Below are 24808 nucleotides of genomic sequence, written 5' to 3' on the forward strand. Positions count from 1 at the left end.
CGTGATGGAGCAGCTTACCCACGATCCGTGCCTCGTTTGGCAATACGCTTGAAGTAGCAAGCCACGGCCCTTTGCGGACATTCGGATTTGCCGAGAAGGGCTTGGCAATGATGCAGCAGGCCATATGGAAACGCGTAACCTGCGCTAGACCGAAACCGCAGCCCTGAGCGCGGCCTTGTCGAATTCGCCGGTCCGGCCCGAGGCCGAGACCGCGCCGCGGCGCATGACATAGATCTGGTCGGCCAGTTGGTAGGCGAACTCGAAAAACTGCTCGACCAGCACGATCGCCATGTCGCCCCGGGCTTTCAGCGCCTTCAAGACCTCGCCGATCTCCTGGATGATGTTGGGCTGGATGCCTTCGGTCGGCTCGTCCAGCAGCAGCGCCCTTGGCCGCATGATCAGCGCGCGGGCAATGGCCAGTTGCTGTTGCTGCCCGCCGGAAAGATCGCCGCCGCGCCGGTGCAGGAAATCCCGCAGGATCGGGAAATAACCGAAAATCTCATCCGGAATCCGGTGCTCGGCCTTTGGCAGGACGGCAAAGGCAGTGTGCAAGTTTTCGCGCACCGACAGCAGGGGAAAGATCATCCGGCCCTGCGGGACGACGGCAAGGCCGCGCCGGGCCATGTCTTGCGCGCGGACCGGGGGCAGGCTTTCGCCGTTCAGCACGATCTGGCCGCCGGACCGGGGGTGCGTGCCGGCCAGGGCCTTGAGAAAGGAGGTCTTGCCCACCCCGTTCGGGCCGAGAATGCAGGTGATTTCGCCGGTCTTCGCGGCGAAATCGATGCCGTGCAGGATCTGGCTGCCGCCGTAGTGCAAGGTGAGGCCGGTGGTTTCCAGCATCACCCGCGCCCCAGATAGACGCTGACCACCTGCGGGTCGCGGGTGACATGGTCGAGGCTGCCTTCCGCCAGAACCGCGCCCTCATGCAGCACTGTCACCCGGCAGTCCAGGCGGCGGACGAAATCCATGTCATGCTCCACCACGACGACGGCGCGGTCTTGCGCCAGATTGACCAGAAGGTCGGTGGTCTGCGCGCGCTCGGCCGGGGTCATGCCGGCGACCGGTTCGTCCACCAGCAAGAGCCGGGGTTCCTGCGCCAGAAGCATCGCAATCTCCAGCCATTGCTTCTGGCCGTGGGACAGCTCGCCCGATTTGCGCTGCAGATGGCCGCTGAGGCCCACCTCATTGGCCAGCGCGCGAACACGGGCCAGGTCGGCGGGTTTCGGCGACCAGAACAGCACCTTCCACGGGCTGCGCGCGGCCTTCAGCGCGAGGATCAGGTTGGCCTCGACGGTCTGATCCTCGAACACGGTCGGACGCTGGAACTTGCGACCGATGCCTTCGCGGGCGATGCGGGCCTCGTTCAGACCCAGAAGCGAGATCGACCGGGGGCCGAAAGTGACGGTGCCGCTGTCGGGCCGGGTCTTGCCGGTGATGATATCCATGAAAGTGGTCTTGCCGGCGCCGTTCGGGCCGATGATGGCGCGCAGCTCGGCGGGGCCGATCGAGAAGGACAGGTTGTTGATGGCGCGGAAGCCGTCGAAAGAAACAGAGACGCCGGAAACCTCAAGAAGCGCGGTCATTCCTGCGCCTCCTGTTCCTGCAGGCTGCCGTCATCGGGGCCCAGGGGCGCACCCTTGCGGTCGGGGGTGCCGATATGCAGGAAGCGGTCGAAAAGGCCGCCGATGCCTTTTGGGGCAAGAAGCGTGACCGCAACGAAGCTGAACCCGAGGATCACCAGCCACCAGTCCACCCAGGCAATGCTGACGGGGCCGAGGGGGATGTCAGGCAGGCGACCCGAGGTGAAAAGGCTTGAGAGCAGCGACACGAAACCCGCACCGATCACCGCGCCGTACAGCCGCCCACGTCCGCCGATGGCGACCCAGACGGCAAGGTAGATCGAGGCGATCGGGGCCAGTTCCGCCGGGTTGATGATCCCGGCCTGCGGGTAGTAAAGCACGCCCGCCAGCGTTGCGACCAGGGCGGTCAGGGTGAAGACGAAAAGCTTGTAGGCCTCGACCGGGTAGCCAAGGAAGCGCACCCGCGCCTCGTCATCGCGGATGGCACGGATCACCGATCCGAACTTGCCCGAGACAACCCAGGCCAGCGCCAGATAGCCAAGCCCAAGCGCCAGTGCCGAGGCCCAGAAGAACCAGACCGAGACCAGATCCTGCGAGGTATCCGTCAGACCCGGGAGGTTCTGCAGGCCGGAGAGCCCGTTGTTGCCGCGCAAGCCGCTGTCGTTCTGAAAAAGGTAAAGCGCCAGCGCCAGCGTCATCGCCTGCGTCAGGATCGAGAGGTAAACCCCGGTCACGCGGGCCCGGAACGCGAGCCAGCCGAAGACCAACGCCAGCAGGCCGGGAACCGACAGCGCCAGGGTCAGCTGCAGGGGCAGGCTGTGCGCGAAGGTCCAGATCGCAGGCAGCTCGGACGAGCCGACGACGCCGAAGATCTGGGTGGCGATGCCCTGTTGCACTTCCTCGGGCGTTGCCGGGAGGCCGCCCTGCGCCAGCGCCGTGACCACGATCTCTTCGGTCCGGGCATACATCAGCCACATGCCGATCATGTAGCCGCCAAGCGCAAAGAACGCCATGTGGCCCAGCGAAAGGATGCCGGCATAACCCCAGACCAGATCCATCGCCAGGGCGACAAGGCAAAGGCACAGCGTCTTGCCCAGCGTCTTGACGAAAGAGGTGGAGATCAGCCCCGCGCCGAAGCCTTCGGAGAGAAGCGTGATGGCAAGGGTGAAAACGGCAAGAGCGGCAAGGAAGATCAGGACCGAGGGGGTGCGGGCAAGGAAGGATCGGGTCATGTCAATCCCCCGCCGCTCGCCCGCGCAGCGCGATGATGCCGCGCGGCCGGAACTGGATGAAAAGGATGATGAAGAGGATCATGTAGGTCTGCGCCGCAAGGGTGTTAGAGGGGTTCAGGAACTCGATCAGCTTTTGCAAGGACCCAATCATCGTGGCCCCGGCCAGCGTGCCCCAGACATTGCCGACCCCGCCCACGACCACGGTCATGAAGCTTTGCACGATGTAGTCGGCGCCCATTTCCGAGGTGACCTTGGCATAAAGCCCGATGGCGACACCCGCGATCCCGGCGATTCCGGACCCAAGGCCGAAGGTCAGCATGGCTATGCGGTCCGGGTTGATCCCCATCGAGGCCGCCATGGCAGGGTTCTGGGTCACGGCGCGCGCCTCCAGCCCAAGCCGGGTCCGCTTCATCAGCCAGAGAAAGAACAGAAGGAACAGAAGCGCGAGAAGGAAGATCGCGATTCGGATATAGCTGATCGAGACCACGTCATTGAAGGTGAGCGCACCGTCGAGCCAGGCCGGGGCGGTCAGCGGGCGGGCTTGCGTCCCGAAGACGTTCTTCAGTATCTGCTGCAGCGCGATCGAGATGCCGAAGGTGGCGAGAAGCGTTTCTAGGGGCCGCCTGTAAAGATGGCTGATCACCAGACGCTCCATCGCCACACCGGCCGCGAAGGTCACCGCAAAGGCCAGGGGCAGCGCAACCAGCAGCGAAAGCGTGTAATCGGGCACGAAAAGCTGCACCACATAGCCGGTATAGGCGCCGATGGTGATGAACTCGCCATGCGCCATGTTGATCACGCCCATGACGCCGAAGGTGATGGCAAGGCCGATAGCGGCAAGGAAGTAGATCGCGGCCAGGGACAGCGCATCGAGCCCCAGATCGACCGCCTGCATTGCGGCCACCTTGCGGTCGATCTTTGCCAAAGCGTCGGTGGCGGCGGTGGTGACCGCAGGATCGGGCTCGGTGAAGACGTCGTAGAACCGGTGCGCGGCCAGCACCTTTGCGGCCTCGTCATCGGTGGCGGCAACCGGGACCGCGCCCGATGCCTCAAGCGCGGTATAGGCGCGGTCGCGAGCGGCTTCGGTGTTCAGATCGGCCACCGGCACGCCGCCGACCTTGCCTTCGACGATGTTTGCCACAAGTGCGGCCCGCTGGTCTTCGGCAGTCAGCCGCGCCGGGGCAAGGTTGGCGGCTACCAGCAGATCATAGGCCTCGGCCTCGGTCAGATCGCGGCCGGGGACCAGCACGCGGGCGACGTTTCCACCGGGGGCCTTTAGGGCGGCGATGCGGGTAGTGGCGACCAAAGGGTTCAGCGCGGCGCGGGTGTCCAGCGCGGTGTCGGTGCCAAGCGCGCGGATCGCCGCCACGCGGGCGGCGCTGTCGGGGTCGAAGCGCAGGGCCAAAATGCGCTCCAGCCGCTCTTTCTGTGCCCGCAGGCCCGGGTCGTCCTCGGTCGGGATCGAGGCCCTGAGCGGAGCCAGCGTTTCGGGGGATGTGTCGCGGGCGATGCTGTCCAGCGCGGCGCGGCGCTTTGCGGGGTCAGGATCGGACAGCGTGAACTGCACCAGTGCCGACGAGATGACGCTGCGCACCCCGGCATTGGGCTTCAGGGCGGTCAACTCGGCCTTTGCGGCTGTCCCTGCAGGGGTGCCATCAAGGGCGGTCAGAGCGAATCCGTCGCCCTCGGGTGTCGCCAGAAACAGGGCCTGATCCGCCTTGCGCACCACCAGCCGCTTCTCCGCCCAGGCGGCAAGGATGTCGTCGGCCATAGGATCGCCGCTGGCGGCAAGGGCGGTGACCACCTGTCCAATGCTCTGACGCGAGGGCTTTTCGATTTGATCGCGGTTCGCCGCGACAATTGCCGCTGCTTCGCCCTCGGCCAGGGCAGGCACGGGCGCAAGCCAGAACAGGGCCGCAGCAAGGAGGGCGGTCAGGCGCATGGGGTTTCCGAGCACAGGGCAAGACGCGAGAGGGGGGAGGGCCCCCTCTCGCCCGAGGCAGATCAGTAGTTCGAGGTCAGCTGAACGCAGGTCTTGGTCTCGGTGTTGTACATACCGCACTTCAGCTCGGCCCAGTCTGCCTCAAGCACCGCCGATTCCGGCAGGTAGTCGGTCCAGGCATCGCCGGGGACCGGCTCGGTCTGGCTGATGATGTCGAACTGGCCATCGGCGCGGATCTCGCCGATCAGCACCGGCTTCGTCAGGTGGTGGTTCGGCAGCATCTTGGACATCCCGCCGGTCAAGTTCGGAAACTCCTGCCCGATCATTGCGGCCGAGACCGCATCAACCTCGGTCGTGCCGGCGGCCGTCACCGCATTCACCCACATGTTGAAACCGATGTAATGCGCCTCCATCGGGTCGTTCGTCACGCGCTTGTCGTCCTTGATGAAGGCCTTCCAGGCGGCGATGAAGGCCGCGTTTTCCGGGGTATCTGCTGACATGAAGTAGTTCCAGGCGGCCAGATGGCCGGCAAGGTTGGTGGTGTCTAGGCCCGAAAGCTCTTCCTCTCCGACCGAGAAGGCGACGACCGGCACCGTGTCGGCGGTGACCCCGGCTGCCGCCAGTTCCTTGTAAAAGCCGATGTTGGCATCGCCGTTGATGGTGGAGATCACGCCCACCTTCTTGCCATCGGCCCCCAGTGCCACCACGTCGCCCACGATCTTGGACCAGTCACTGTGGCCGAAGGGGGTGTAGTTGACGAAGATGTCTTCTTTCGGAATGCCCTTCGAGATCAGGTAGGCCTCAAGGATGTTGTTCGTGGTGCGCGGATAGACGTAATCGGTGCCCAGAAGCGCGAATTTCTTCACCTCAAGCTCGTTCAGGTAATAGTCCACCGCCGGGATCGCCTGCTGGTTGGGTGCTGCACCGGTGTAGAACACGTTCTTCGAGCTTTCCTCGCCCTCATACTGGACGGGGTAGAACAGAAGGCCGTTCAGCTCCTCAATAACCGGCAGCACGGATTTTCGGCTGACTGAAGTCCAGCAGCCAAACATCACGTCCACCTTGGACACGGTGAGCAGTTCGCGCGCCTTTTCGGCGAACAAGGGCCAGTCCGACGCCGGATCGACCACAACCGCCTCAAGCTGCTTGCCCAGAAGCCCGCCCTTGGCGTTCTGGGCTTCGATCAGCATCAGCATGGTGTCTTTCAGCGTGGTTTCCGAGATCGCCATCGTGCCCGAAAGCGAGTGCAGGACGCCGATCTTGATGGTTTCGCCTTCGGCAATGGCGATGCGAGGCATGGCAAACGAGGCAATCCCGGTGGCCAAGAGTGCGCGTCTGGTCAGTTTCATTGCATTTCCCCTGTTCAAGCCCTGCAGTTGCGTTTCGCCGATCAAGACGATCCCGCCCGCCGAGCAGACCGCTAGTTTGTTTCAATGCCTCAGGTAGCTGAGGACCAGCATTTCCTTAGGGCCTCGGCTCGACACTCCGACCGCGAGACACATCAAGGGAGCCAGAGGACAGAACAGGTTCAACGCGATAAAACGCGGCCCGTTCGGCTTCTTCCCGCATGGGATCAGATGAACAATTTTCTGGCTGGGTTATTTTGCTGCAGCGCAGAAAACAGGCTGTTCGAAAAGGCGATGCCGGAAGGCCGCAAACACAACCCGACTTCGTGATTCGTGTCTGGCACATCAGATGGTTCAGGTCAGCTCTGCGGCCGCATTGCCGCCGAGGTGCCGTTGGGTTCGCTATCGGAGCGCTGATGATTACGGACAACGGCTACTTGCATGGGAATGTCCGCTTACCGCCCTTTGTCCGCGGCGTAGAATGTCTCGCGTGCAAATCGGAGCCTTGCAGCGAGATTGGTTTCATTCCGGGTCGAGTCTGGACCGGTATAGTAAGCAACCTGCTGTCCGACGCGGGCACCACGACCGAAAGCCAAGAGGATCTTCCGGATTTAGCCGAGAATGGCGACCTCTACTCCTGGGCGCGAGGCGATGAACCCGGCGCCCAGCAACATCGACGGCGTGAAATATCCCGACTGTCCGGTCTGCGTCAGGCAATGCACGGTCATTGCCAGGGCCGTGTCGGCGGTCAGGGCATAGACGTTGGGAGCCGATATCGTCGCGGCGACACGATTTCCCGAGGGATCGAGAGCCTCGCCCCAGAACTCGGTGCGTTGCCGTGCGCGGGCCTCCGTATCCGGTCCGCCGCTGAACAGGCGGTTCGCGACATGATCGAGCCGGCGCTGCGCCCAGCCGGTCTCCATGAGGCCGCGCAGGGGGCTGGAGAGCTTGATGAACAGGGCGAGGGCGAGCGGCAGTGCGGTATAGACCATGCCTTCAGGTGCGCCCGTGGAAATGCCCGCCGTATAGACGTCGCCCCACGGGATCGTGACTGTCCAGCGTTCTCCTTCGGGAAAGGCGATGCGCCGGATGCGATAGCCGTTGGCGACGGGAGTCAGTTGGTGATCGCGGCGGATCAGCCCACCGGCGCCGATGGCTTCGATGATGGTGCGGGCTGTCCCGATACTTGGCCGTGTGCCGAACGAGAAGGCCAGATCGATGCTACGCGCGCCCGGTAGGCGTTCCTTCAGCATCGCCGCCAGGCAATCAGTCGGCACGATGTCGAAACCGGCACCCGGGCAGAGCACGACCCCGGCCTCCCGGGCGCGCGCATCGAGCGCGTGGCACGCCTGAAACACAGAGATTTCGCCAGTAATGTCGATGTAGTGGGCGCGCGCATCGAGACAGGCGTTTACCAATGGTGCTGCGGTCGCAGAGAACGGGCCTGCACAGTTCAGGACCGCCACCATGTCCCGTATCTCGTCCGAGGCTTGTTCGACGCCGAAGGCACGCCAAGGCAGGTCCAACTCCTCCGCCAGAGGAACCAGCCTGGCCGCGCTGCGCCCTGCGATTACTGGTCGAAGGCCACGGCGCACCGCTTCGCGCACCACCAGCTCGCCCGTGTAGCCGTTTGCGCCGTAGATCATCCAAGGCCGATCGGCACTCATGATTGGCGCCCGCCGTCTTCGACGAAAGGCGTGATATAAGCGATGGTGGCCCGAACCGCCTCGGCGCGGATCGCCGGCGACAGGCGACGATCGAGCATGTAGCCCCAGCGCAGGCAGGCAAAGGCGATCTGGATGGCCAGTGTGATCCTGTCCAATGGCGGCGCGGTATCGCCGCCACCTTCGCTGCCAAGCTTCAGGCGGGCACGGAACAGATCGGCCAGCAGCTTGTCTTTCTCGATATGGGCGGCACCGTCCGCGCTCCCGAAAGGACCCAAGAGCAGCAGGATCGCAGCGACCTGGTTGGCGTTGTAAAAGGCGGCCACGGCCTCCACCACGATGCCGACGAGCTCATGCCAATGTGTGTTCTCGGCCCCGGCGGTGGCCTCGCCGATGGCGTCGGCGATCCGTCCATACTGACTCTCGGCCATATGCGCGAACAGCGCGTATTTGTCCGGAAAGTACTGATAGATCGTCGTGCGCGGCACGTCAGCCCGAGAGGCGATCTCGGGGATGGATGTCTTGTCCGGCCCCACTTCCACCAGCAGTTCTTCGGCGGCGGCAATGGCCGCGTCGATTCGCTTTTGCGACCGCGCCTGAACTGGACCACGGGATTGTCGATTGTTTTCATTCTGTTTTTTGTCAGTCATGGACCAAATCCAACAAATGTTGACTTTGTGCATTATCCAACATATGTAGGATTTATTCTGCACCAAGGCAACCCTATCCGCCGCTTACCAGGAGTTTCGAGATGAATGATCACCCCCAAGGATACGATGCCCAGCCCGCTTGGCGGACCATTCAGGGCTTCCTGCCGCCGGAATACCGGCTCGGCCCTGACGACATGCCCGCCGAAGAATGGTGGGACTGGCGCGGACACAGCATTCACCTCGACCGCTTTCGCGATCCGGACGCCCCGATCAAGGTGATCTTGTTCCACGGCGTTGGCACCAACGGTCGCCAGATGTCGACGATTCTCGGCGCGCCGCTCGCCCGGAGCGGGTTCGAGACGGTGGCGATCGACATGCCGGGCTATGGCGTCACCAAGGTCGCGCGCGGCGTCACGGTGACCTATGACGACTGGGTGGCGGCGGCGAGCGATTTCATCGACGCCGAGCTGGCGCGCGACCCACGGCCCATCGTGCTCTACGGCCTCAGCGCGGGCGGCATGCTGACCTATCACGCGGCGGCGCTGAACCGGAAGGTCAAGGGGATCGTCGGCATGACCTTCCTCGATCAGCGGATCCCGCAGGTCAGCGATGAAACCGCCCATAACAAGCTAATGAACAGGATCGGTATGCCGCAGGTGCGGCTGGCCAACAAGATTGGGCTTGGATCGCTGCGGATGCCGATGTCCCTCGCCAGCAAGATGCGCGCGCTCGTGAACGACGGGCGGGCGCTTCGGGCCTTCTACGCGGACCGCACCTCGGCCGGGAACTGGGTTTCGATGGCCTTTCTCGCCAGCTATGCCGACTATGTACCTGCTCAGGAGCCGGGAGATTTCGACGTTTGCCCGATCCTGCTGACACAGCCGGCCGAGGACAACTGGACGCCGCTGCATCTGAGCAATCTCTTCCTCGACCGGGTTGCCAAGGTCCCGGTGAGCAAAGTCATGCTCGACAATGCCGGGCACTACCCGATCGAGCAGCCGGGCCTGCGACAGATGCACGATGCCATCGTTCCGTTCGCCCGCAAATGCGCCGAGGGTTGAGAACGAAGCGAGAGGCTGCTCACACCAACGGGCAGCCCCAGACCGAACTGCGGCCCAATATCGACCGATCTAGTTGCGGATCAGCACAGCTCACAAACCGTCGAGCGTCGCGTAGAATTTGACAATATGCTGAGCATGCTACCGCCGCTATGCCGCACCACCGTCAGTCTGCTTTCCGCCCTTTTCTAGCCCCTCAAAGACTCCTGATGGCGCGCTGATCAGAAGGTCGCGCCTTGACGAGCCCACTAGGTCCGAATACCTACCGAGATCAGAGCGGGCGTTGTGTAATGGTAAGACCCTAGCCTTCCAAGCTAGAGACGCGGGTTCGATTCCCGCCGCCCGCTCCATGCTCTCCCTCTTTGATGTCCCGCTCTGTCCGCGTGGACAAGTCTCTGCGCTGACATGATTTCAACGGGTTACGCGTGGGACTTAACGGTTTGTCAGGACTTTCCGCAGCTGCCCCACCGGGACCGGCGACGGAATGTCATCTTCCGTCCGTATGATGGTACAGGAACGAAGGAGACCTGCGCATGAGCCATCACGACCACGGGCCGGAGGGGCTTGCTGCCGATCTGCCGCATCTGACGCGGCGGCGGGTTCTGGTGACGGGGCTGGCGATGGGTGGCGCGGCGCTGTCGCTCTGGGCCGCGCGGGGCCGGGCGGCGACGGTGACGGGCACGGCGGCGGACGGGTCGGTCTGCGTGGCGAACCCGGCGGAAACCGAGGGGCCGTTCCCGGCGGACGGCACCAATGTCCGCGAAGGGCAGGTGGTCAACATCCTGACGGAAGAGGGCGTGATCCGCGAGGACATTCGCACCAGCATTGGCGGGCTGACCCCGGTGGCCGAGGGCGTGCCGGTCACGCTGGAGATCACGCTGGTCGATGTCGGGCGGGCCTGCACGCCCCTGGGCGGGATGGCGGTCTATGTCTGGCACTGCGACGCCGAGGGCATCTATTCGATCTATGCCGCAGGGGACCGCAACTACCTGCGCGGGGTGGGGATCACCGATGCGGCGGGCCGCGTGCGCTTCACCACCATCTTCCCGGCCTGCTATGACGGGCGCTGGCCGCATATCCATTTCGAGGTCTTCTCCAGCGCCGAGATGGCGGTCTCGGGGAAGGCTGCGCTGCTGACCAGCCAGTTCGCCCTGCCGGAAGCGGTATGCCGGGCGGTCTATCGCACGCAGCCGTTGTATGCGGCGAGCGTGGGAAACCTGGACCGGGTGAGCCTGGCGGGTGACGGGATCTTCCGGGACGCGTCGGAGGTGGAACTGGCCGCGCAGATGCTGGTCCTGACCGGCGATCCGGCAACGGGCTATCGGGCCAGCGGGCGGGTCGGGCTGGTGGTCTGACCTTCGGGACTGGCCGCCTCGGAGGCGGGGTCCGGGTCCTGCCCGGAAAGCAGGATCGAGCCGGTCGTGCAATGCAGCGTCCGGCCGGGAAAGAAGGCCTGATACTTGCGGATGAAGGCGCGGCGGGCGGCACGGAACTCCGGCCCCCGCACGCCCTTGCCGTGGTGGCGCAGGTGGAAGTCGATGGCATAGGCGCTGCCGCCCGAGAGTTCCGCCTGAAGGCAGAGGTCGGGGCCGTAGAAGTGGAACCCGCTCAGGTCATGCGAGCTGAGCACCGGGCGCGCGCGCCGCATCAGGATGAAGCATTCGTCCAGCGACTCGACCCGGGCGGGAAGCTGGCCGCGGCGGCGGTCGTTTCCGAACGGGTCCGAGATGTGCAAGGCCAGCGGCGGAGCGCCTTGCGCCTTTGCCCGCCACAGGCCCCCGGCCACCCCGGCCAGCAGCCAGGACGGATCGCGGCGGTCCAGATCGTCGAGGCAGGACAAAAGATGCGCTGCGCCCTCCTCGATCAGTTCCACGTCGTCGTGGCAGAAGATCACATACCGGCCCCGCGCCTCGGGCAAGAGCGCCTTGTGCCAGGCATAGCCGTCCAGCCGGTTGCCGCTGCGGTTGTCGGCGGCCAGGAATTCGGTGGTCGCGGGCGTGAAGCCGCAACGCAGGAAGGACTCGCGCAGGCGGTCGTATTTCCAGCCATCGCGGACCAGCGAGCAGACCGAAAAGGTCAGACCGTGATCCGCCGGTCCGTCGAGATAGCGCGGCTCTGGCGTCATGGTCCTGCCCTCCGGGCGGGGGGCTAGAGGTTGTCGGCCTGCGGCATCCCGAGGACGTGGAAGCCGCCGTCGACATGGACGATCTCGCCGGTGGTGCAGGCCCCGTAGTCCGAGCAGAGCCAGACCGCGGTGCCGCCGATCGCTTCCAGCGTGGCGTTGGAGCGCAAGGGCGTGTTGTCCTCGGTGTGGCGGTAGGTGGCCCGCGCGCCGCCGATGGCCGATCCGGCCAGCGTCTTCATCGGGCCGGGCGAGATGGCGTTGACCCTGATCCGCTGCGGGCCGAGGTCGTTCGCCAGGTAGCGGGTGGCCGATTCCAGCGCCGCCTTGGCGACGCCCATCACGTTGTAATTGGGCACCACCTTGTTCGAGCCCTGGAAGGTCAGGGTGATCAGCGTGCCGCCCCCGGTCATCAGGGGCTCGGCGCGGCGGGCCACGTCGATGAAGCTGAAGCAGGAGATATTCAGCGAATTCAGGAAGTTGCCCTTGGTGGTGTTGATGAAGCGGCCGGTCAGTTCGGTCTTGTCGGAGAAGGCGATGGCGTGGACCACAAAATCCAGCGACCCCCAGCGGCGGCCGACCTCGCCGAAGCAGGCGTCGAGGCTGTCTTCGTTGGTCACGTCGACGTCGATCAGGAAATCCGACCCGACCGAGGCGGCAAGGGGCTGCACCCGTTTGCCGAAGGCTTCGCCCTGGTAGCTGAAGGCCAGCTCCGCCCCTTCGGCGGCCAGTGCCGAGGCGATGCCCCAGGCGATCGAGCGGTCGTTCGCCACACCCATGACAAGCCCGCGCTTGCCCTTCATCAGTTCGGCCATGATGCGTTACCCGAGGTATTTGGACATGACGAGGGTGGCGTTGGTGCCACCGAAGCCGAAGCTGTTCGAAAGGACCGAGTCGAGCTTCACCCCTTCGCGGAGCGTGGTCACGATCTCGCCCTTGTCGAGCGCGGGGTCGAGCGTGACGACATTGGCCGAGGCGGCGATGAAATCGCCGTTCAGCATGAGGAGCGAATAGATCGCCTCCCACACGCCCGCGCCGCCGAGGCAGTGGCCGGTCAGCGACTTGGTCGAGGCGATGGGGGGAGTGCTGCCGCGTCCGAAGACACGGCGGATCGCCTCTACCTCGGTCACGTCGCCGACCTGGGTCGAGGTGCCGTGCGAGTTGATGTAGTCGATCTTGCGGCCCTGCGGCAGGGTGGAGAGCGCCAGCCGCATTGCCCGCTCGCCGCCTTCGCCCGAGGGGGCGACCATGTCATAGCCGTCGGAAGTCGCGCCGTAGCCGGTGACTTCGCCGTAGATCTTCGCGCCGCGGGCGAGGGCGTGTTCCAGTTCTTCCAGCACCACGATGCCGCCGCCGCCCGCGATGACGAAACCGTCGCGGTTGGCGTCATAGGTGCGGGAGGCGGTCTCCGGCGCGTCGTTGTATTTCGAGGACATGGCGCCCATGGCGTCGAAGAGGCAGGAGAGCGTCCAGTCCAGTTCCTCGCCTCCGCCGGCGAAGACGATGTCCTGCTTGCCCATCTGGATCAGTTCGGTGCCGTTGCCGATGCAGTGGGCCGAGGTGGAGCAGGCGGAGGTGATCGAGTAGTTGACGCCCCGGATCTTGAAGGGGGTGGCGAGGCAGGCCGAGACGGTGGAGGACATGCCCTTGGTCACGCCGAAGGGGCCGATGCGCTTGGGGCTGCCGGTCTCGCGGACGATGTTGTGGGCCTTGAAGAAGGACTTGGTGGAGGGTCCGCCGGAGCCGACGATGATCCCGGTGCGGTCGTTGGAGATGTCGGAGTCCGAGAGGCCGGAGTCCTTCACCGCCTGGTCCATGGCGATGAAGGTATAGGCCGCGCCGTCGCCCATGAAGCGCAGGTCGCGCTTGTCGATATGGTCTTCCAGCACGATGTTCGGCGCGCCGTGGACCCGGCAGCGGAAGCCGTGCTCGGCATAGTCGGGGGCGAAGACGATGCCGGATTTCCCGGCGCGGAGGCTGGCCTCCACCTCGGCGGCATTGTTGCCGATGGACGAGACGATCCCGATCCCGGTGATGACGACGCGGCGCATGGGGCCTCCCTTGGTAACTCAAGGCCTGTTTACGGGAGAGGGGGTGAGGGGGCAAGGAGGTTGGGGGAGGGCGGTGGTCGATGCCCATGAGGTTACTTTTTGGCTTCTCGCGCCCTGACGAGAAAAAAAACTCCCCCACCGATGCAGGCCCAAAGGAAGACCAGGACCAGAGACGGTATTTCGATGCCCGTGTTCAGGTGCGCATTCGTCCATGTACCCACAAGTGATGGGAGGAAAAGAAAGCCAAACGCGGATAATGACGCAGACAGTCGTGCGCAAACCGGGGCAGAGAGTCGAAGTGCCAAGCCGAGGAAGTGCCCCACTAGGCTGCCCAGCAGAATGCCGACATAGAAACTGGACAGGAACACCAGCAATCCAATGCCCCGCGATGGCTGGTCATTCAGCATGATGTAGACTGAGACGGCGGCCAGGATGGCGATCCAGACGAGCCACATCGACCTTGGGAGTTTCCTGAAATAACCAACCATCGTGGGGGCACGCTAGCACGAGCGAAATGCCTTGTGATGGCGATTTCTGACCTCACGCCTCGCTCAGCGCGACCTTCATGTCCTTGACGATGTAGATCACCTCGCCGTCGGCCTCGACGATGCCGTCGGCGACGCCCATGGTCAGGCGGCGGGTCTGGAGCGCCTTGGTGAAGTCCACCTTGTAGGTAAGCTTCTTGCGATCGGGGCGGACCATGCCGGTCAGCTTGACCTCGCCCACGCCAAGCGCATAGCCGCGCCCCTGCCAGCCGCGCCAGCCGAGGTTGAAGCCGGTGAGCTGCCAGAGCCCGTCCAACCCGAGGCAGCCGGGCATGATCGGGTTGCCGGGAAAGTGGCAGGCGAAGAACCAGAGGTCGGGGGTGATGTCGAACTCGGCGACGACATGGCCCTTGCCGTGTTCGCCCCGGTCTTCGGAAATGTCGGTGATCCGGTCCATCATCAGCATCGGCGGCGCGGGAAGCTGGGCGTTGCCGGGGCCGAAAAGCTCGCCCCGCGAACAGGCGAGAAGCGCTTCCTTGTCGAAGAAGGTCGGATACGACGCCATCCCTTGTGGTCCCCCATTTGCCCCTTCACCCTCCCTAGCATTCGCGGGCGAAGACTGGCAAGTCTGGCGGACTATTGAGGGGCTGAGCATGACGGCGTTGCAGCGGTTCATCACAGCAAGCGGGATGACCAACCTGGCGGACGGGGTGGCGGTGGTGGCCTGGGCGTGGATCGCCTCGCTCCTGACGCGGGATGCGCTCTTGGTCGCGCTGGTGCCGGTGGCGCTGCGGCTGCCCTGGTTCCTGCTGGCACTGCCCGCCGGGCTGGTGACGGACCGGGTGGACCGGCGGCGGCTGATCCTGACGATGGATGCGCTGCGGGCGATGGCCTTCCTGGGGGCGGCTTTGGCCTTGTGGGTGGCGCTGCCCTTGGGGGTCGCGCCGGAGAAGGGGGTGTCGGCGCCGGTTCTCTACTGGTCCCTGCTGCTGGCGGCCTTCGTCGTGGGCGGCGCCGAGGTCTTTCGCGACAATGCGGCACAGACCATGCTGCCTGCACTGGTGCCGCCCGGGAGGCTGGAACGGGCGAACGGCCAGCTCTGGAGCGCGGAGTTGCTGACCAATGCGTTGATAGGCCCGGCGCTGGGGGCATTCCTGATCGGGCTCTGGCTGCCCTTGGCCTTCGGGCTGAACGCGGCGGCCTATGGGCTGGCGATGCTGCTGGTGGCGGGGCTGGCGGGGCAGTTCCGGGCGGTGCGGGCGGACCGGCGGGGCTGGCGGGCCGAGCTGGGCGAGGGGATCGCCTTCCTGCGCGGGGTGCCGCTGTTGCAGGTGCTGGCGCTGACGACGGGGTTCTGGAACCTGTTCGGAAACATGATCGCCGTCGCGCTGGTCCTCCACGCGCAGGAGAACCTGGGGCTTTCGGCGCAGGTCTATGGCCTGACTCTGGCGGGAGGCGCGGTGGGGGGCATCCTGGGAAGCCTTCTGGGCGAGCGGATCGCAGCACGGCTGGGGCCGGTGCGGACGATGCAGGCGATGCTAGCGGTGTCCGGGCCAAGCTTTCTGGCGATGGGTCTGGCGCCGGGGGCCTGGACGCTGGGCCTGGCCTTCGCGGCGATGGAGTTCTGCAGCTTCGTCTGGAACGTCGTCTCGGTCAGCACGCGGCAGCGGTTGATCCCGGATGCGCTGCTGGGCCGGGTGAACAGTCTTTACCGGCTTCTGGCCTGGGGGATGATGCCGCTGGGGCTGGTCCTGTCCGGGCTGGTGGTGTCGCTGGGCGAGGCGGTCGTTCCCCGTGGCACGGCGCTGGTGCTGCCGTTCTGGGTGGCCGGAGTGGGTTCTGTTCTGGTCACGCTCCTGGTCTGGCGGGCGATTGCGCGCGGATTTGCCGCAATTTCCCGCTGATCCGGACGATTCCGCATTGAAACAGTCGGGTTTGCGGCCCTATATCAGGGAAAGCAACGTCAGGGGCGACCTTGGGGACGGGCGTTTGACCGGAACGGAACGCAGCGCAGAGTGGTTGAAGGCGGGGGGCCTGCGCCCCACGCGGCAGCGGCTTGCGCTGGCCGAACTGCTGGTCGGCGACGGCATGAACCGTCACGTGACCGCGGAAAGTCTGTATGCGCTGTCCCTGGGCGCGGACGAGAAGGTCAGCCTGGCCACGGTCTACAACACGCTGCGCGCCTTCTGCGACGCCGGGTTGATGAACGAGGTGGTGGTTGACGGCTCGAAAAGCTATTTCGACACCCGCACCGATGACCATCCGCATTTTTATTGGGAAGACAGCCACACGCTGACCGACGCCCCGGCGGAAGAGCTGGAGATCGCCGCTCTGCCGCAGGTCCCTGCGGGCATGGCGGTCAGCCGCGTCGATGTGGTGATCCGCCTGCGCAAGGCCTGAGGCCTCAGAACCACTGGCCGGGTTCCATCAGGCCAAGATCCATCAACTGCTGGCTGGTCCAGTCGAACCTGACCGAATTCGGCCAGCGGAAGGTCGGGATCGCATGGCGCGAGCCGGGGTTGGTGCGCAGCGCCTTGGCGGTGCGGAAGGAGCAGACCGCGGCGGTCAGATTGTGGTGCCAGCGGCAGGAATAGGTGTTCATCTCCTCGTCATTGAGCGTGAAGTCGGGCAAAAGCCTCAAGCCCGGCTTGGCGCGGAAGAGCGAGATGCGGTCGATCCGGCGCCGGGCATGGGGGATGTGCTCTTCGAACCGCCAGCGCAACCCGCCGAAGAAATCGAGTTGCCGGTCCTTGGGCTGCCAGTCGTTCGCGGGGTCCTTGCGGGCCAGCGCGTAATAGCCCTTCCGGTCGAGCCAGGCATCGTCCAGCGCGACCCCGTCGGGGTTCCGGTCCAGGTCGCCCGCATAGAGATCGATCACATAGGTCAGCATCGCCTCGCGCCGCTCCTCGGCGTGGAAGGTAAGGAGTTCGCGGATTCGGCGCGTCTCGCGGAAGGGGAAGAACAGGAATTCGGCGTTGTGGCAGTAGTGCAGCCAGGTACCGGGAAGCCGGGCGATCACCGCGTTCACCGCCTGGACCAGCGCGCCTTCGGCGAAGACGTCATGGGTGACGATGTGGATTCGATCTTCGAGACCGGCCGCGACGATGACGCCTTCGGGGGCCAGCAGAACCACGTCGCGGAAGCCGCATTTCTGCTGGTGGGCAAGGGTTTCGTCCAGGGCGACATTATCCTCGGCCAGGACCAGCGACAGCGGGCCGCGGCCCAGATCGGCGCGCTTTCGGTCGAGAAGGTCGGCAAGGCTGGGATAGCGCATCATGGGTCCGGTCGGGGTCGAGCGGCAGAGTCGGCGATCCGGGCCGGCGATGCAAGGTGTCGCGAAGGCATCGGGATCGGTCGGCGGCGACAGGCTGTCCCGCGCGGACCGGGTGACACTGGGGGGCGGATCAGGGAGGATGCGATGGATCAGGTCGAGAGGGGCGGATGCCTCTGCGGCAAGGTGCGGTTCACCACGAGGGGGCCGCTGCGCGAGGTGATCTTCTGCCACTGCTCGCAGTGCCGGAGGCAGTCGGGCCTCTATTTCGCTGCGACCAGCGTGGCGGCGGTGGCGCTGGACCTGTCGGGCGCCGAGCACATCACCTGGTTCGCGGCCTCGGGTTTTGCGAAGCGGGGCTTCTGTGCCACCTGCGGGACGCTCCTGTTCTGGAAGCCGAACGGCGAGGCGCGCTACGCCGTGCTCGCCGGGGCCTTCGACCGGCCGGACTGCCTGCATCCGGGCTATCACATCTGCACCGAGGGGCGGCCGGAGTTCTACCGGATCGACGACGGGTTGCCGCAGTATGCTGGAGACGGGCCGGGCGTGGTGACGGCGGCGGGCTGATCGCGGCGTTGCCGGTCCGGGCGGATGGGTGTAGATGCCCGGTCCATCCCCTGATGGTGCGACCCGCATGACCGATGTGAAGAAGCTTTTCGTCAAGACCTACGGCTGCCAGATGAACGTCTATGACAGCGAGCGCATGGCGGAAGCGCTGGGCGCGAAGGGCTATGTCACGACCGATGTGGTGGAAGAGGCCGACATGGTGCTTCTGAACACTTGCCATATCCGGGAAAAGGCGTCCGAGAAGCTGTATTCCGACCTCGGGCGCCTGCGGGCGCTGAAGGCGGAAAGGCCGGGGATGAAGGTCGGCGTCGCAGGCTGCGTGGCGCAGGCCGAGGGCGAGGAGATCCTGCGCCGGTCGCCGGTGGTGGACCTTGTTGTGGGGCCGCAGGCCTATCATCGCCTGCCGGCGATGGTGGAAGGCGGCGGGCGTGTCGTGGACACCGACTTCCCGGTCGAGGACAAGTTTACGCTGCTGCCCGAAAGGAAGGCCCTGCGGGGGCCGACAGCCTTCCTGACCGTTCAGGAGGGCTGCGACAAGTTTTGCGCCTTCTGCGTGGTGCCCTATACCCGCGGGGCGGAGGTCAGCCGCCCGGTCGCGCGTCTTCTGGACGAGGCACGGGGGCTGGTGATGCAGGGGGTGCGCGAGATCACGCTCTTGGGCCAGAACGTCAACGCCTACCATGGCGAGGGACCGGGGGGCAGCTGGGGTCTTGCCCGGCTTGTACGGGAACTGGCCAAGGTCGAGGGACTTGCGCGCATCCGCTACACCACCAGCCACCCGAACGACATGGACGACGACCTGATCGCCGCGCATGGCGATCTGCGCGAACTGATGCCCTACCTGCATCTCCCGGTGCAGTCGGGATCGGACCGCATCCTGAAGGCGATGAACCGCAAGCATACCGCCGAATCCTATCTGCGTCTGGTGGATCGCATCCGTGCCGCGCGGCCCGATATCTTGCTGTCCTCGGACTTCATCGTCGGCTTCCCCGGCGAGACGGACGCCGATTTCCGGGCGACGCTTGACCTGATCCGCGCGGTCGGCTTCGGGGCGGCCTTCAGTTTCAAGTATTCGGCGCGGCCCGGCACCCCGGCGGCGGAAAAGCCTCCGGTCGCAGCCGAGGAGGCGGATGCCAGGCTCCAGGAATTGCAGGGGCTGATCACCGCCCAGCAACACGCGGCGCAGGAGGCGATGGTCGGGCGCGAGGTGCAGGTGTTGTACGAAAAGACGGGACGGAAGCCCGGACAGATGGTCGGCAAGTCCGATCACCTGCACGCGGTGCATGTCGAGCATCCCGAAGGCCGGGTAGGCCAGCTTCAGCGGGTGCGGGTGACCGCTTCGGCGGCCAATTCGCTCGCGGCAGAGCCGGTCGGTCCCGCAAGCTGATCCGGTGGACTGTTGCTCAAGCGCATGATTGTCGGTGTGCTGCGAAAAATCGCCGCAAAAAGATCGCTTGCCCGAAGAATTCCTTCTCGCTGACCGAATTGATCTGCTTTATTGCCTCCGACACCAGGAATGACTCGGCCGGGTCGAGATCGAGGAGTGTGGGCATTGATGAATCTGAGGAGCATGCTTCGGCACGCCCTGGCTGCCTGTGTGGTCGGCGGTTGCCTGGCCCTGGCACCGACGGCTGAGGCCGAGGGCAACGAGCCCGCTGTCTCGGGCAAGATCGAATGGGGCGTCTGGATCGACCGCGATGGCTGCCAGCACTGGTGGGCCGATGGCGGGACCGAGGGCTACATGGTGCCGCGCCGCGACCCGAAGACCGGCAAGCCCGTCTGCCTGAAACAGGTCAGCTGCCTGACCGAAAGCACCGACACCTACTTCGCCACCGCCAGCGCCACCCTGACGGCGTCCGGGCGCTCGAAGCTGGAGCAGTATTTCCGCCAGACCGCGGCTTTCTCCTATGCGATCACCGGGCACACCGACAGCCGCGGCTCGGACGCCTACAACCAGGGCCTCTCTGAAGCCCGGGCTGCGGCGGTGGCCGATGTCGCGCGTTCGGTCGGCGCGGTGGTCGACAGCGTCACGGGCCTGGGTGAAAGCCAGCCCGCAGCGTCGAATGCGACGGCGAAGGGCATGGCGAAGAACCGCCGTGTCGAAGTGCTCTGCAAGAAAGGCTGACCGTGATGACGCTTGCAGACAGGACGGATCTGGTTCGGACGGGCACCGGCACGCGGTTCACGCGCCTGGGGCTCGCGCTTCTGGTCGCGACGGGTGTCTCCGGCTGCGGACGGTCGTTCTATGAGGTGTTCGAGGGCACGCAGCCCTATTCGGGTCCGGATTCGGTGATCGCCACCGCCGAGGATTATGGCGAGGACAATGCGGGCCTGGTCGACGGTCAGGCGGCCATCGCCTATGACCCGGACGGCTGCCAGGTGTGGATTATCGACGACGGCGTCGAGGGCTATTCCTCGCCGCGTTTCGACCCGAAGACCGGACTGCCGGTCTGCGACGGCAAATATCCGCCGGGAACTGTGCTTGGCCCCTACGAGACCGACAGCGCGCCCGGACCGGACCGGGTGTCGGGACCGGCGAAGCAAAAGCCGAAGACCTGAACGGACGACTTCCGTCGGAAGGCCCCGGCTGGTCCGGGGCCTTTTTCTTTGGCAGGTTTCGGGAACCGACATGAAAATGGCATGTTTCCATACAACAGTTAGTGCAGTCATCGGGTTTCACTTGCCAGATGACGTGGCCGGTTGCAGACTTTCCGTCATGGCCCTTAACATAAGGAGCGCCCATTGGGCATCAGCGCGCTGACCCCCCCGTCCGCCGAGGACATCGTGGAAACCGTCCTCGAATTTCCCGACAACCGATTGCTGATCGACCTGTGCGGCGAATTCGACCGCAACCTTGCGCAGATCGAGCACCAGATGGGGGTTCACATCCTGCGGCGCGGCAACCGCCTGGCGGTGATCGGCGACAAGACGGCGCGGGAACAGGCAGCAGCAGTGTTGCGCTCGCTTTACGCCCGGCTGGAATCGGGGCGCAACGTGGCGGCGGGCGATATCGACGGCGCGATGCGGATGGGCCGCCCTGTGGACGCGGACAGCGCGGAACAGATCGAGCTGTTCTCGACCGGGATGGAGCTGCGGACCCGGAAAAAGCCGATCGAGCCGCGGACCGAGGCGCAGAAGGCCTATGTCGCCAACCTCTTCCAGCACGAGCTGGGCTTCGGCATCGGCCCGGCGGGGACGGGGAAGACCTATCTCGCCGTCGCCGTGGGCGTGACCATGTTCATCTCGGGCGCGGTGGAGAAGATCATCCTCAGCCGCCCGGCGGTGGAGGCGGGGGAGCGGCTGGGTTTCCTGCCGGGGGATGCGAAGGAGAAGGTCGATCCCTACATGCAGCCGCTCTATGACGCGCTGAACGATTTCCTGCCTGCGAAGCAGGTGGAAAAGCTGATGCAGGAGAAGCGGATCGAGATCGCGCCGCTGGCCTTCATGCGCGGGCGAACACTGTCGAACGCCTTCATCGTGCTGGACGAGGCGCAGAACGCCACGACGATGCAGATGAAGATGTTCCTGACCCGCCTTGGCGAGGGCAGCCGCATGGTGATCACCGGCGACCGGACCCAGGTCGACCTGCCGCGCGGCACGGCTTCGGGGCTTTCGGATGCCGAGCGGATCCTGAAGGGGGTGAAGGGCGTGAGCTTCAACTACTTCACCTCGAAGGACGTGGTGCGTCACCCGCTGGTCGGCCGGATCATCGAGGCTTACGAGGCCGACGAAGCGCAGGGGTGAGGGGCGGTTGTTGAGCGGAGCGCTGGCGCGCGAGGCTTTTGTCTCGTCGTCGGGCTTCGCCTCCTCCTCGGGCGATGGGGGTTTCACCCCCAAACCCCCAGAGTATTTCGAAAAGAGCAAGGCTTTGTGGGGGGGGTTGAGCCTGTCAGGGCTTCGGGCTAGGCCGGGCGCATGGAACTGGTCGAGACTGTGATCGAGGATGCGCGGTGGGAGGGCTTCGGGCTGGAGGCCCTGGCCGAGCGCGCCGGGCGGGGGGTTCTCGTCGGGCTGGGACTGCCTGTCGACGGCTTCGCGATCAGCCTGATGGGCTGCGACGATACCCGGATCGCCGTGCTGAACGCGGATTTCCGGGGCAAGCCGGTGCCCACCAATGTGCTGAGCTGGCCCTCCGAGGAGCGCGGGGCGGAATTTGCGGGCGAGGCGCCGGAGGTGCCGGAGGCGGGGGACGCGGATGACCCCCAACCCCTCGGTGATATCGCCATTGCCTGGGAGACCTGCGCGCGCGAGGCGGAGGCGCAGGGCAAGCCGATGGCGGATCATGTCACGCATCTTCTGGTGCATGGCGTATTGCATCTGCTGGGCTACGACCACGTCGAGGACGAGGACGCCGCGCTGATGGAGGGGCTGGAGGTGCGGATACTTGCCAGCCTCGGGGTTTCTGACCCATATTAGGGGCCGCGCCCGCGAGACGGGTGGTATCTGGACAAAGGACCGATGGGCAGTAGCACCGACGGGTCTCCCGCAGCGCAGAGCGCGCCGCCGGACGAGACCGATGAACCCGCCTCGGAAGGCCAGCGCGGCTTTTTCGGCAGGCTCCTTTCCGCCTTCAGCCCCGGGTCCGACGCGACCGCCACCGAAGCGGCGCCCGGCACGTCCGCCGCGCCTCCGGGCCTGCATGTCCTGCGAAGGATGCGGGTGGACGATGTGGCCATTCCCAAGGCCGAGATCGTGGCAGTGCCGCAGGACATCGGCAAGGACGAACTGGTCGAGGTCTTCCGCCAGCACGGTTTCAGCCGGGTGCCGGTCTACAAGGGCACGCTCGACCATCCGCAGGGGCTGGTGCTCTTGAAGGACCTTGCCTTGCAGCACGGCTTCGGGGCGACGGGGCGGTTCAGCCTGAAGCGGCTTCTGCGCCCGATCCTCTATGCGCCGCCCTCGATGCCGACCGGCGTCCTTCTGCAGAAGATGCAGAAGGAGCGCGTCCACATGGCGCTGGTCATCGACGAATACGGCGGGGTCGACGGGCTTGTCACCATCGAGGACCTGATCGAGACGGTCATCGGCGAGATCGAGGACGAGCATGACGAGGCCGAGGGCGCGCTCTGGAAAGAGGAGAAGCCCGGCGTGATCCTCGCGCAGTCCACCGCGCCCCTGGAGGAGATCGAGGCCGCGCTGGGCATTCCCCTCAGGGCGGGCGAGGAGGATGAGGAGATCGACACGCTGGGCGGGCTGGTCTTCCTGCGCTCGGGACGGGTGCCGGCGCGGGGCGAGGTGATCGGCCACGAAAGCGGCGTCCAGTTCGAGATCGTCGATGCCGATCCGCGCCGGATCAAGCGGCTGCGGGTGCGGGCGCCGGTGCAGGGCGCTGCGTGACGCATGATTGACTGGCTGACGGGCAAACGCCGGGGGGCGCTGGCCTTCGGGCTGGGCGCATTGGCCGCGCTGGGGCAGGCGCCCTGGGGGTTCTGGTGGGCGACGTTGGCCGCGATGGCGGTGCTGATCTGGCTGCTGGAACGGGTGGTGGATCGGCGCGGGGCCTTCTGGACCGGGCTTTGCGCCGGGACGGGCTATTTCGCCCTGGCGCTGAGCTGGATCGTCGAGCCTTTTCTGATCGACATCGCGGCGACCGGCTGGATGGCGCCGTTCGCGGTCGTGCTGCTTTCCGCGGGCCTTGGCCTTTTCTGGGGCGCTGCGGCTGTGCTGGCGCGCCTGTTCCCTCGGCCCGCCCTGGGTTTCGTCGTGGCCTTCGTCGCGCTGGAATGGCTGCGCGGGGTGATCCTGACCGGCTTTCCCTGGGCGATGCTGGGCCATGTCTGGATCGGCACGCCGCTCGATCAGCTGGCCGCCCTGGGGGGGCCGTCGGTCCTCAGCCTTGTCACCCTGCTGGCGGCGGCCCTGCCGGTCCTCTGGCGCTGGCGGGGCGCGGCGGGGTCGGCGCTGATCCTGGCGGCGGCGCTGGGTTTCGGCCTCTGGCGGCTGAACCAGCCCTTGCCCGACCCGCGACCGGGCATGCTGCGGCTGGTGCAGCCCAATGCCGAGCAGTCGATGAAATGGGAGGCCGCGCGGGCGCGCGAATTCCTCGACCGGCTTCTGACCCTGACCGCGAAGGGCAGTCCGGCCGATCTGACGGTCTGGCCGGAAACCTCGGTGCCCTACATGCTGGAATATGCCCCGGAAGTGGCGGGGATGGTCGTGCGCGCCTCGGGCGGCAAGCCGGTCGCCCTGGGCATCCAGCGCGCCGAGGGGGACCGCTTCTACAACAGCCTGCGCGTGCTGGAAGGCGCTGCGGTCGAAACCGCGCGATACGACAAGGCGCATCTGGTGCCCTTCGGCGAATACATCCCCTTCGGCGACCTGGCCTATGACTGGTTCGGGCTCAAGGCCTTTGCTGCCCAGGCGGGCAACACCTATTCGGACGGACCTGGGCCGCAGGTGCTGGATCTCGGGTCCTTCGGCAAGGTGCTGCCGCTGATCTGCTACGAGGCGATCTTCCCGCGCGAGGTGAACGCGATGCCGGAGCGCGCGGACTGGATACTCCAGATCACCAACGACGCCTGGTTTGGCATCCGCACCGGCCCGTTCCAGCATTTCGCGCAAGCGCGGCTGCGCGCCATCGAGCAGGGGCTGCCCTTGATCCGGGTGGCGAATACCGGCGTGACGGCGGTGGTCGATGCGCATGGCCGGGTGGTGCAGGAGCTGCCCTTCGGCACGATGGCGGCGCTGGACACGCAGGTGCCCGGCGCGCTTCCGCCGACGCCCTGGTCCCGTTGGGGCGACGGGCCGCTGGCGCTGTTGCTGGCGGGCCTCGCCGCCGTGGCGTTCAACCGCAGGCGGCGCGCTGCCCATTGACGGCACCTCACCTCCCGTCTAGTCAGG

At 65.7% G+C, this 24808-nt stretch carries 25 protein-coding genes and 1 tRNA gene; 13 read left to right on the top strand and 13 right to left on the bottom strand.

The genetic code is table 11. The annotated features are described in order from the left end of the window. Positions 1-144: 144 nt before the first annotated feature. The 7 genes from urtE to JNJ68_RS00670 all read right to left on the bottom strand — a co-directional run bounded on the left by urtE (position 145) and on the right by JNJ68_RS00670 (position 8414). Positions 145-840 carry an urea ABC transporter ATP-binding subunit UrtE gene (gene urtE, locus JNJ68_RS00640; RefSeq protein WP_294977732.1) on the bottom strand — a complete coding sequence of 232 codons (696 nt, stop codon included), beginning with the start codon at positions 838-840 and terminating at the stop codon, positions 145-147. Then, on the bottom strand, positions 840-1583 hold the full coding sequence (urtD, locus tag JNJ68_RS00645) for an urea ABC transporter ATP-binding protein UrtD (protein WP_294977734.1): 744 nt from the start codon (positions 1581-1583) through the stop codon (positions 840-842). The genes urtE and urtD overlap by 1 nt, the downstream gene beginning before the upstream one ends. Further along, positions 1580-2812, bottom strand: coding sequence for an urea ABC transporter permease subunit UrtC (gene urtC, locus JNJ68_RS00650; RefSeq protein WP_294977735.1), 1233 nt, complete (start codon positions 2810-2812; stop codon positions 1580-1582). Before urtC ends, urtD begins: the two co-directional genes overlap by 4 nt. Position 2813: 1 nt before the next feature. Next, positions 2814-4754: an urea ABC transporter permease subunit UrtB gene (gene urtB / locus JNJ68_RS00655; RefSeq protein ID WP_294977736.1), complete on the bottom strand. Its 1941-nt coding sequence runs from the start codon at positions 4752-4754 to the stop codon at positions 2814-2816. Positions 4755-4816: 62 nt separating this feature from the next. After that, positions 4817-6052 (bottom strand): urea ABC transporter substrate-binding protein, encoded by a 1236-nt coding sequence (gene urtA / locus JNJ68_RS00660; RefSeq protein ID WP_294977801.1) that lies wholly within the window; start codon positions 6050-6052, stop codon positions 4817-4819. Positions 6053-6711: 659 nt separating this feature from the next. Continuing rightward, complete coding sequence (locus JNJ68_RS00665; protein WP_294977738.1) at positions 6712-7767, bottom strand: saccharopine dehydrogenase NADP-binding domain-containing protein; 1056 nt, start codon at positions 7765-7767, stop codon at positions 6712-6714. After that, positions 7764-8414, bottom strand: coding sequence for a TetR/AcrR family transcriptional regulator (locus JNJ68_RS00670; protein WP_294977740.1), 651 nt, complete (start codon positions 8412-8414; stop codon positions 7764-7766). The genes JNJ68_RS00665 and JNJ68_RS00670 overlap by 4 nt, the downstream gene beginning before the upstream one ends. Positions 8415-8515: 101 nt before the next feature. Here JNJ68_RS00670 and JNJ68_RS00675 point away from each other — a divergent pair, with 101 nt between their 5' ends. The 3 genes from JNJ68_RS00675 to JNJ68_RS00685 all read left to right on the top strand — a co-directional run bounded on the left by JNJ68_RS00675 (position 8516) and on the right by JNJ68_RS00685 (position 10827). Then, positions 8516-9475, top strand: a complete 960-nt coding sequence (locus JNJ68_RS00675) for an alpha/beta fold hydrolase (protein WP_294977742.1) — start codon at positions 8516-8518, stop codon at positions 9473-9475. A 273-nt stretch (positions 9476-9748) separates the two neighbouring features. Continuing rightward, a tRNA-Gly gene (locus tag JNJ68_RS00680) sits at positions 9749-9822 on the top strand. 183 nt (positions 9823-10005) lie between these two features. Then, the gene (locus tag JNJ68_RS00685; RefSeq protein WP_294977744.1) at positions 10006-10827 is read left to right on the top strand and encodes an intradiol ring-cleavage dioxygenase; all 822 of its coding nucleotides are present in this window, start codon (positions 10006-10008) and stop codon (positions 10825-10827) included. Here the strand turns inward: JNJ68_RS00685 and JNJ68_RS00690 are convergent. From JNJ68_RS00690 to fabA, 5 genes are all read right to left on the bottom strand, one after another. Continuing rightward, entirely contained in the window at positions 10791-11597 is an 807-nt protein-coding gene (locus JNJ68_RS00690) for a hypothetical protein (protein WP_294977746.1), read from the bottom strand. The two genes, JNJ68_RS00685 and JNJ68_RS00690, sit on opposite strands and share 37 nt — an antisense overlap. 23 nt (positions 11598-11620) lie before the next feature. Further along, positions 11621-12409, bottom strand: coding sequence for an enoyl-ACP reductase (locus JNJ68_RS00695; protein WP_294977748.1), 789 nt, complete (start codon positions 12407-12409; stop codon positions 11621-11623). 6 nt (positions 12410-12415) lie between these two features. Next, entirely contained in the window at positions 12416-13645 is a 1230-nt protein-coding gene (gene fabB / locus JNJ68_RS00700) for a beta-ketoacyl-ACP synthase I (RefSeq protein ID WP_294977750.1), read from the bottom strand. A gap of 92 nt (positions 13646-13737) precedes the next feature. Next, on the bottom strand, positions 13738-14100 hold the full coding sequence (locus tag JNJ68_RS00705; protein WP_294977752.1) for a hypothetical protein: 363 nt from the start codon (positions 14098-14100) through the stop codon (positions 13738-13740). 85 nt (positions 14101-14185) lie between these two features. Beyond that, a complete protein-coding gene (gene fabA, locus JNJ68_RS00710) occupies positions 14186-14695 on the bottom strand; it encodes a bifunctional 3-hydroxydecanoyl-ACP dehydratase/trans-2-decenoyl-ACP isomerase (protein ID WP_294977754.1) in 510 nt (169 codons plus the stop codon). Between the two features lie 88 nt (positions 14696-14783). Here fabA and JNJ68_RS00715 point away from each other — a divergent pair, with 88 nt between their 5' ends. Together JNJ68_RS00715 and irrA are read left to right on the top strand one after the other, a co-directional pair. Beyond that, entirely contained in the window at positions 14784-16034 is a 1251-nt protein-coding gene (locus JNJ68_RS00715; protein ID WP_294977756.1) for an MFS transporter, read from the top strand. A gap of 85 nt (positions 16035-16119) precedes the next feature. After that, entirely contained in the window at positions 16120-16530 is a 411-nt protein-coding gene (gene irrA, locus JNJ68_RS00720; protein WP_294977758.1) for an iron response transcriptional regulator IrrA, read from the top strand. Between the two features lie 4 nt (positions 16531-16534). Here the strand turns inward: irrA and JNJ68_RS00725 are convergent, their stop codons facing one another. Then, positions 16535-17404 (bottom strand): hypothetical protein, encoded by an 870-nt coding sequence (locus JNJ68_RS00725; RefSeq protein ID WP_294977803.1) that lies wholly within the window; start codon positions 17402-17404, stop codon positions 16535-16537. Between the two features lie 144 nt (positions 17405-17548). Between JNJ68_RS00725 and JNJ68_RS00730 the strand changes: the two genes are divergently transcribed. From JNJ68_RS00730 to lnt, 8 genes are all read left to right on the top strand, one after another. Beyond that, positions 17549-17968, top strand: coding sequence for a GFA family protein (locus JNJ68_RS00730; protein ID WP_294977761.1), 420 nt, complete (start codon positions 17549-17551; stop codon positions 17966-17968). Positions 17969-18035: 67 nt separating this feature from the next. Continuing rightward, the gene (miaB, locus tag JNJ68_RS00735; protein ID WP_294977763.1) at positions 18036-19355 is read left to right on the top strand and encodes a tRNA (N6-isopentenyl adenosine(37)-C2)-methylthiotransferase MiaB; all 1320 of its coding nucleotides are present in this window, start codon (positions 18036-18038) and stop codon (positions 19353-19355) included. Positions 19356-19538: 183 nt separating this feature from the next. Continuing rightward, positions 19539-20093, top strand: coding sequence for an OmpA family protein (locus JNJ68_RS00740; protein ID WP_294977765.1), 555 nt, complete (start codon positions 19539-19541; stop codon positions 20091-20093). 5 nt (positions 20094-20098) lie between these two features. Continuing rightward, entirely contained in the window at positions 20099-20527 is a 429-nt protein-coding gene (locus JNJ68_RS00745; RefSeq protein ID WP_294977767.1) for a hypothetical protein, read from the top strand. A gap of 183 nt (positions 20528-20710) precedes the next feature. Next, on the top strand, positions 20711-21712 hold the full coding sequence (locus JNJ68_RS00750; RefSeq protein WP_294977769.1) for a PhoH family protein: 1002 nt from the start codon (positions 20711-20713) through the stop codon (positions 21710-21712). 171 nt (positions 21713-21883) lie between these two features. Continuing rightward, positions 21884-22384 (top strand): rRNA maturation RNase YbeY, encoded by a 501-nt coding sequence (ybeY, locus tag JNJ68_RS00755; RefSeq protein ID WP_294977771.1) that lies wholly within the window; start codon positions 21884-21886, stop codon positions 22382-22384. 42 nt (positions 22385-22426) lie between these two features. Continuing rightward, complete coding sequence (locus JNJ68_RS00760; RefSeq protein ID WP_294977773.1) at positions 22427-23305, top strand: hemolysin family protein; 879 nt, start codon at positions 22427-22429, stop codon at positions 23303-23305. 3 nt (positions 23306-23308) lie between these two features. Continuing rightward, positions 23309-24781: an apolipoprotein N-acyltransferase gene (gene lnt, locus JNJ68_RS00765; RefSeq protein ID WP_294977775.1), complete on the top strand. Its 1473-nt coding sequence runs from the start codon at positions 23309-23311 to the stop codon at positions 24779-24781. Positions 24782-24808: the final 27 nt, after the last annotated feature.

It is taken from the genome of Tabrizicola sp., from assembly GCF_016793705.1.
Taxonomy (GTDB): Bacteria; Pseudomonadota; Alphaproteobacteria; order Rhodobacterales; family Rhodobacteraceae; genus Tabrizicola.

Excerpts from the sequence above, each read along its gene's own strand:
- JNJ68_RS00745 (WP_294977767.1), top strand. The coding sequence starts at position 20,099 with ATGACGCTTGCAGACAGGACGGATCTGGTTCGGACGGGCACCGGCACG.
- lnt (WP_294977775.1), top strand. The coding sequence starts at position 23,309 with ATGATTGACTGGCTGACGGGCAAACGCCGGGGGGCGCTGGCCTTCGGG.
- urtE (WP_294977732.1), bottom strand. The coding sequence starts at position 840 with ATGCTGGAAACCACCGGCCTCACCTTGCACTACGGCGGCAGCCAGATC.
- urtB (WP_294977736.1), bottom strand. The coding sequence starts at position 4,754 with ATGCGCCTGACCGCCCTCCTTGCTGCGGCCCTGTTCTGGCTTGCGCCC.
- JNJ68_RS00725 (WP_294977803.1), bottom strand. The coding sequence starts at position 17,404 with ATGCGCTATCCCAGCCTTGCCGACCTTCTCGACCGAAAGCGCGCCGAT.
- urtC (WP_294977735.1), bottom strand. The coding sequence starts at position 2,812 with ATGACCCGATCCTTCCTTGCCCGCACCCCCTCGGTCCTGATCTTCCTT.
- JNJ68_RS00730 (WP_294977761.1), top strand. The coding sequence starts at position 17,549 with ATGGATCAGGTCGAGAGGGGCGGATGCCTCTGCGGCAAGGTGCGGTTC.
- JNJ68_RS00695 (WP_294977748.1), bottom strand. The coding sequence starts at position 12,409 with ATGGCCGAACTGATGAAGGGCAAGCGCGGGCTTGTCATGGGTGTGGCG.
- JNJ68_RS00705 (WP_294977752.1), bottom strand. The coding sequence starts at position 14,100 with ATGTGGCTCGTCTGGATCGCCATCCTGGCCGCCGTCTCAGTCTACATC.
- JNJ68_RS00665 (WP_294977738.1), bottom strand. The coding sequence starts at position 7,767 with ATGAGTGCCGATCGGCCTTGGATGATCTACGGCGCAAACGGCTACACG.
- JNJ68_RS00690 (WP_294977746.1), bottom strand. The coding sequence starts at position 11,597 with ATGACGCCAGAGCCGCGCTATCTCGACGGACCGGCGGATCACGGTCTG.
- fabB (WP_294977750.1), bottom strand. The coding sequence starts at position 13,645 with ATGCGCCGCGTCGTCATCACCGGGATCGGGATCGTCTCGTCCATCGGC.
- JNJ68_RS00685 (WP_294977744.1), top strand. The coding sequence starts at position 10,006 with ATGAGCCATCACGACCACGGGCCGGAGGGGCTTGCTGCCGATCTGCCG.
- urtD (WP_294977734.1), bottom strand. The coding sequence starts at position 1,583 with ATGACCGCGCTTCTTGAGGTTTCCGGCGTCTCTGTTTCTTTCGACGGC.
- ybeY (WP_294977771.1), top strand. The coding sequence starts at position 21,884 with ATGGAACTGGTCGAGACTGTGATCGAGGATGCGCGGTGGGAGGGCTTC.
- JNJ68_RS00670 (WP_294977740.1), bottom strand. The coding sequence starts at position 8,414 with ATGACTGACAAAAAACAGAATGAAAACAATCGACAATCCCGTGGTCCA.
- fabA (WP_294977754.1), bottom strand. The coding sequence starts at position 14,695 with ATGGCGTCGTATCCGACCTTCTTCGACAAGGAAGCGCTTCTCGCCTGT.
- JNJ68_RS00675 (WP_294977742.1), top strand. The coding sequence starts at position 8,516 with ATGAATGATCACCCCCAAGGATACGATGCCCAGCCCGCTTGGCGGACC.
- urtA (WP_294977801.1), bottom strand. The coding sequence starts at position 6,052 with ATGCCTCGCATCGCCATTGCCGAAGGCGAAACCATCAAGATCGGCGTC.
- JNJ68_RS00760 (WP_294977773.1), top strand. The coding sequence starts at position 22,427 with ATGGGCAGTAGCACCGACGGGTCTCCCGCAGCGCAGAGCGCGCCGCCG.
- JNJ68_RS00740 (WP_294977765.1), top strand. The coding sequence starts at position 19,539 with ATGCTTCGGCACGCCCTGGCTGCCTGTGTGGTCGGCGGTTGCCTGGCC.
- JNJ68_RS00715 (WP_294977756.1), top strand. The coding sequence starts at position 14,784 with ATGACGGCGTTGCAGCGGTTCATCACAGCAAGCGGGATGACCAACCTG.
- miaB (WP_294977763.1), top strand. The coding sequence starts at position 18,036 with ATGACCGATGTGAAGAAGCTTTTCGTCAAGACCTACGGCTGCCAGATG.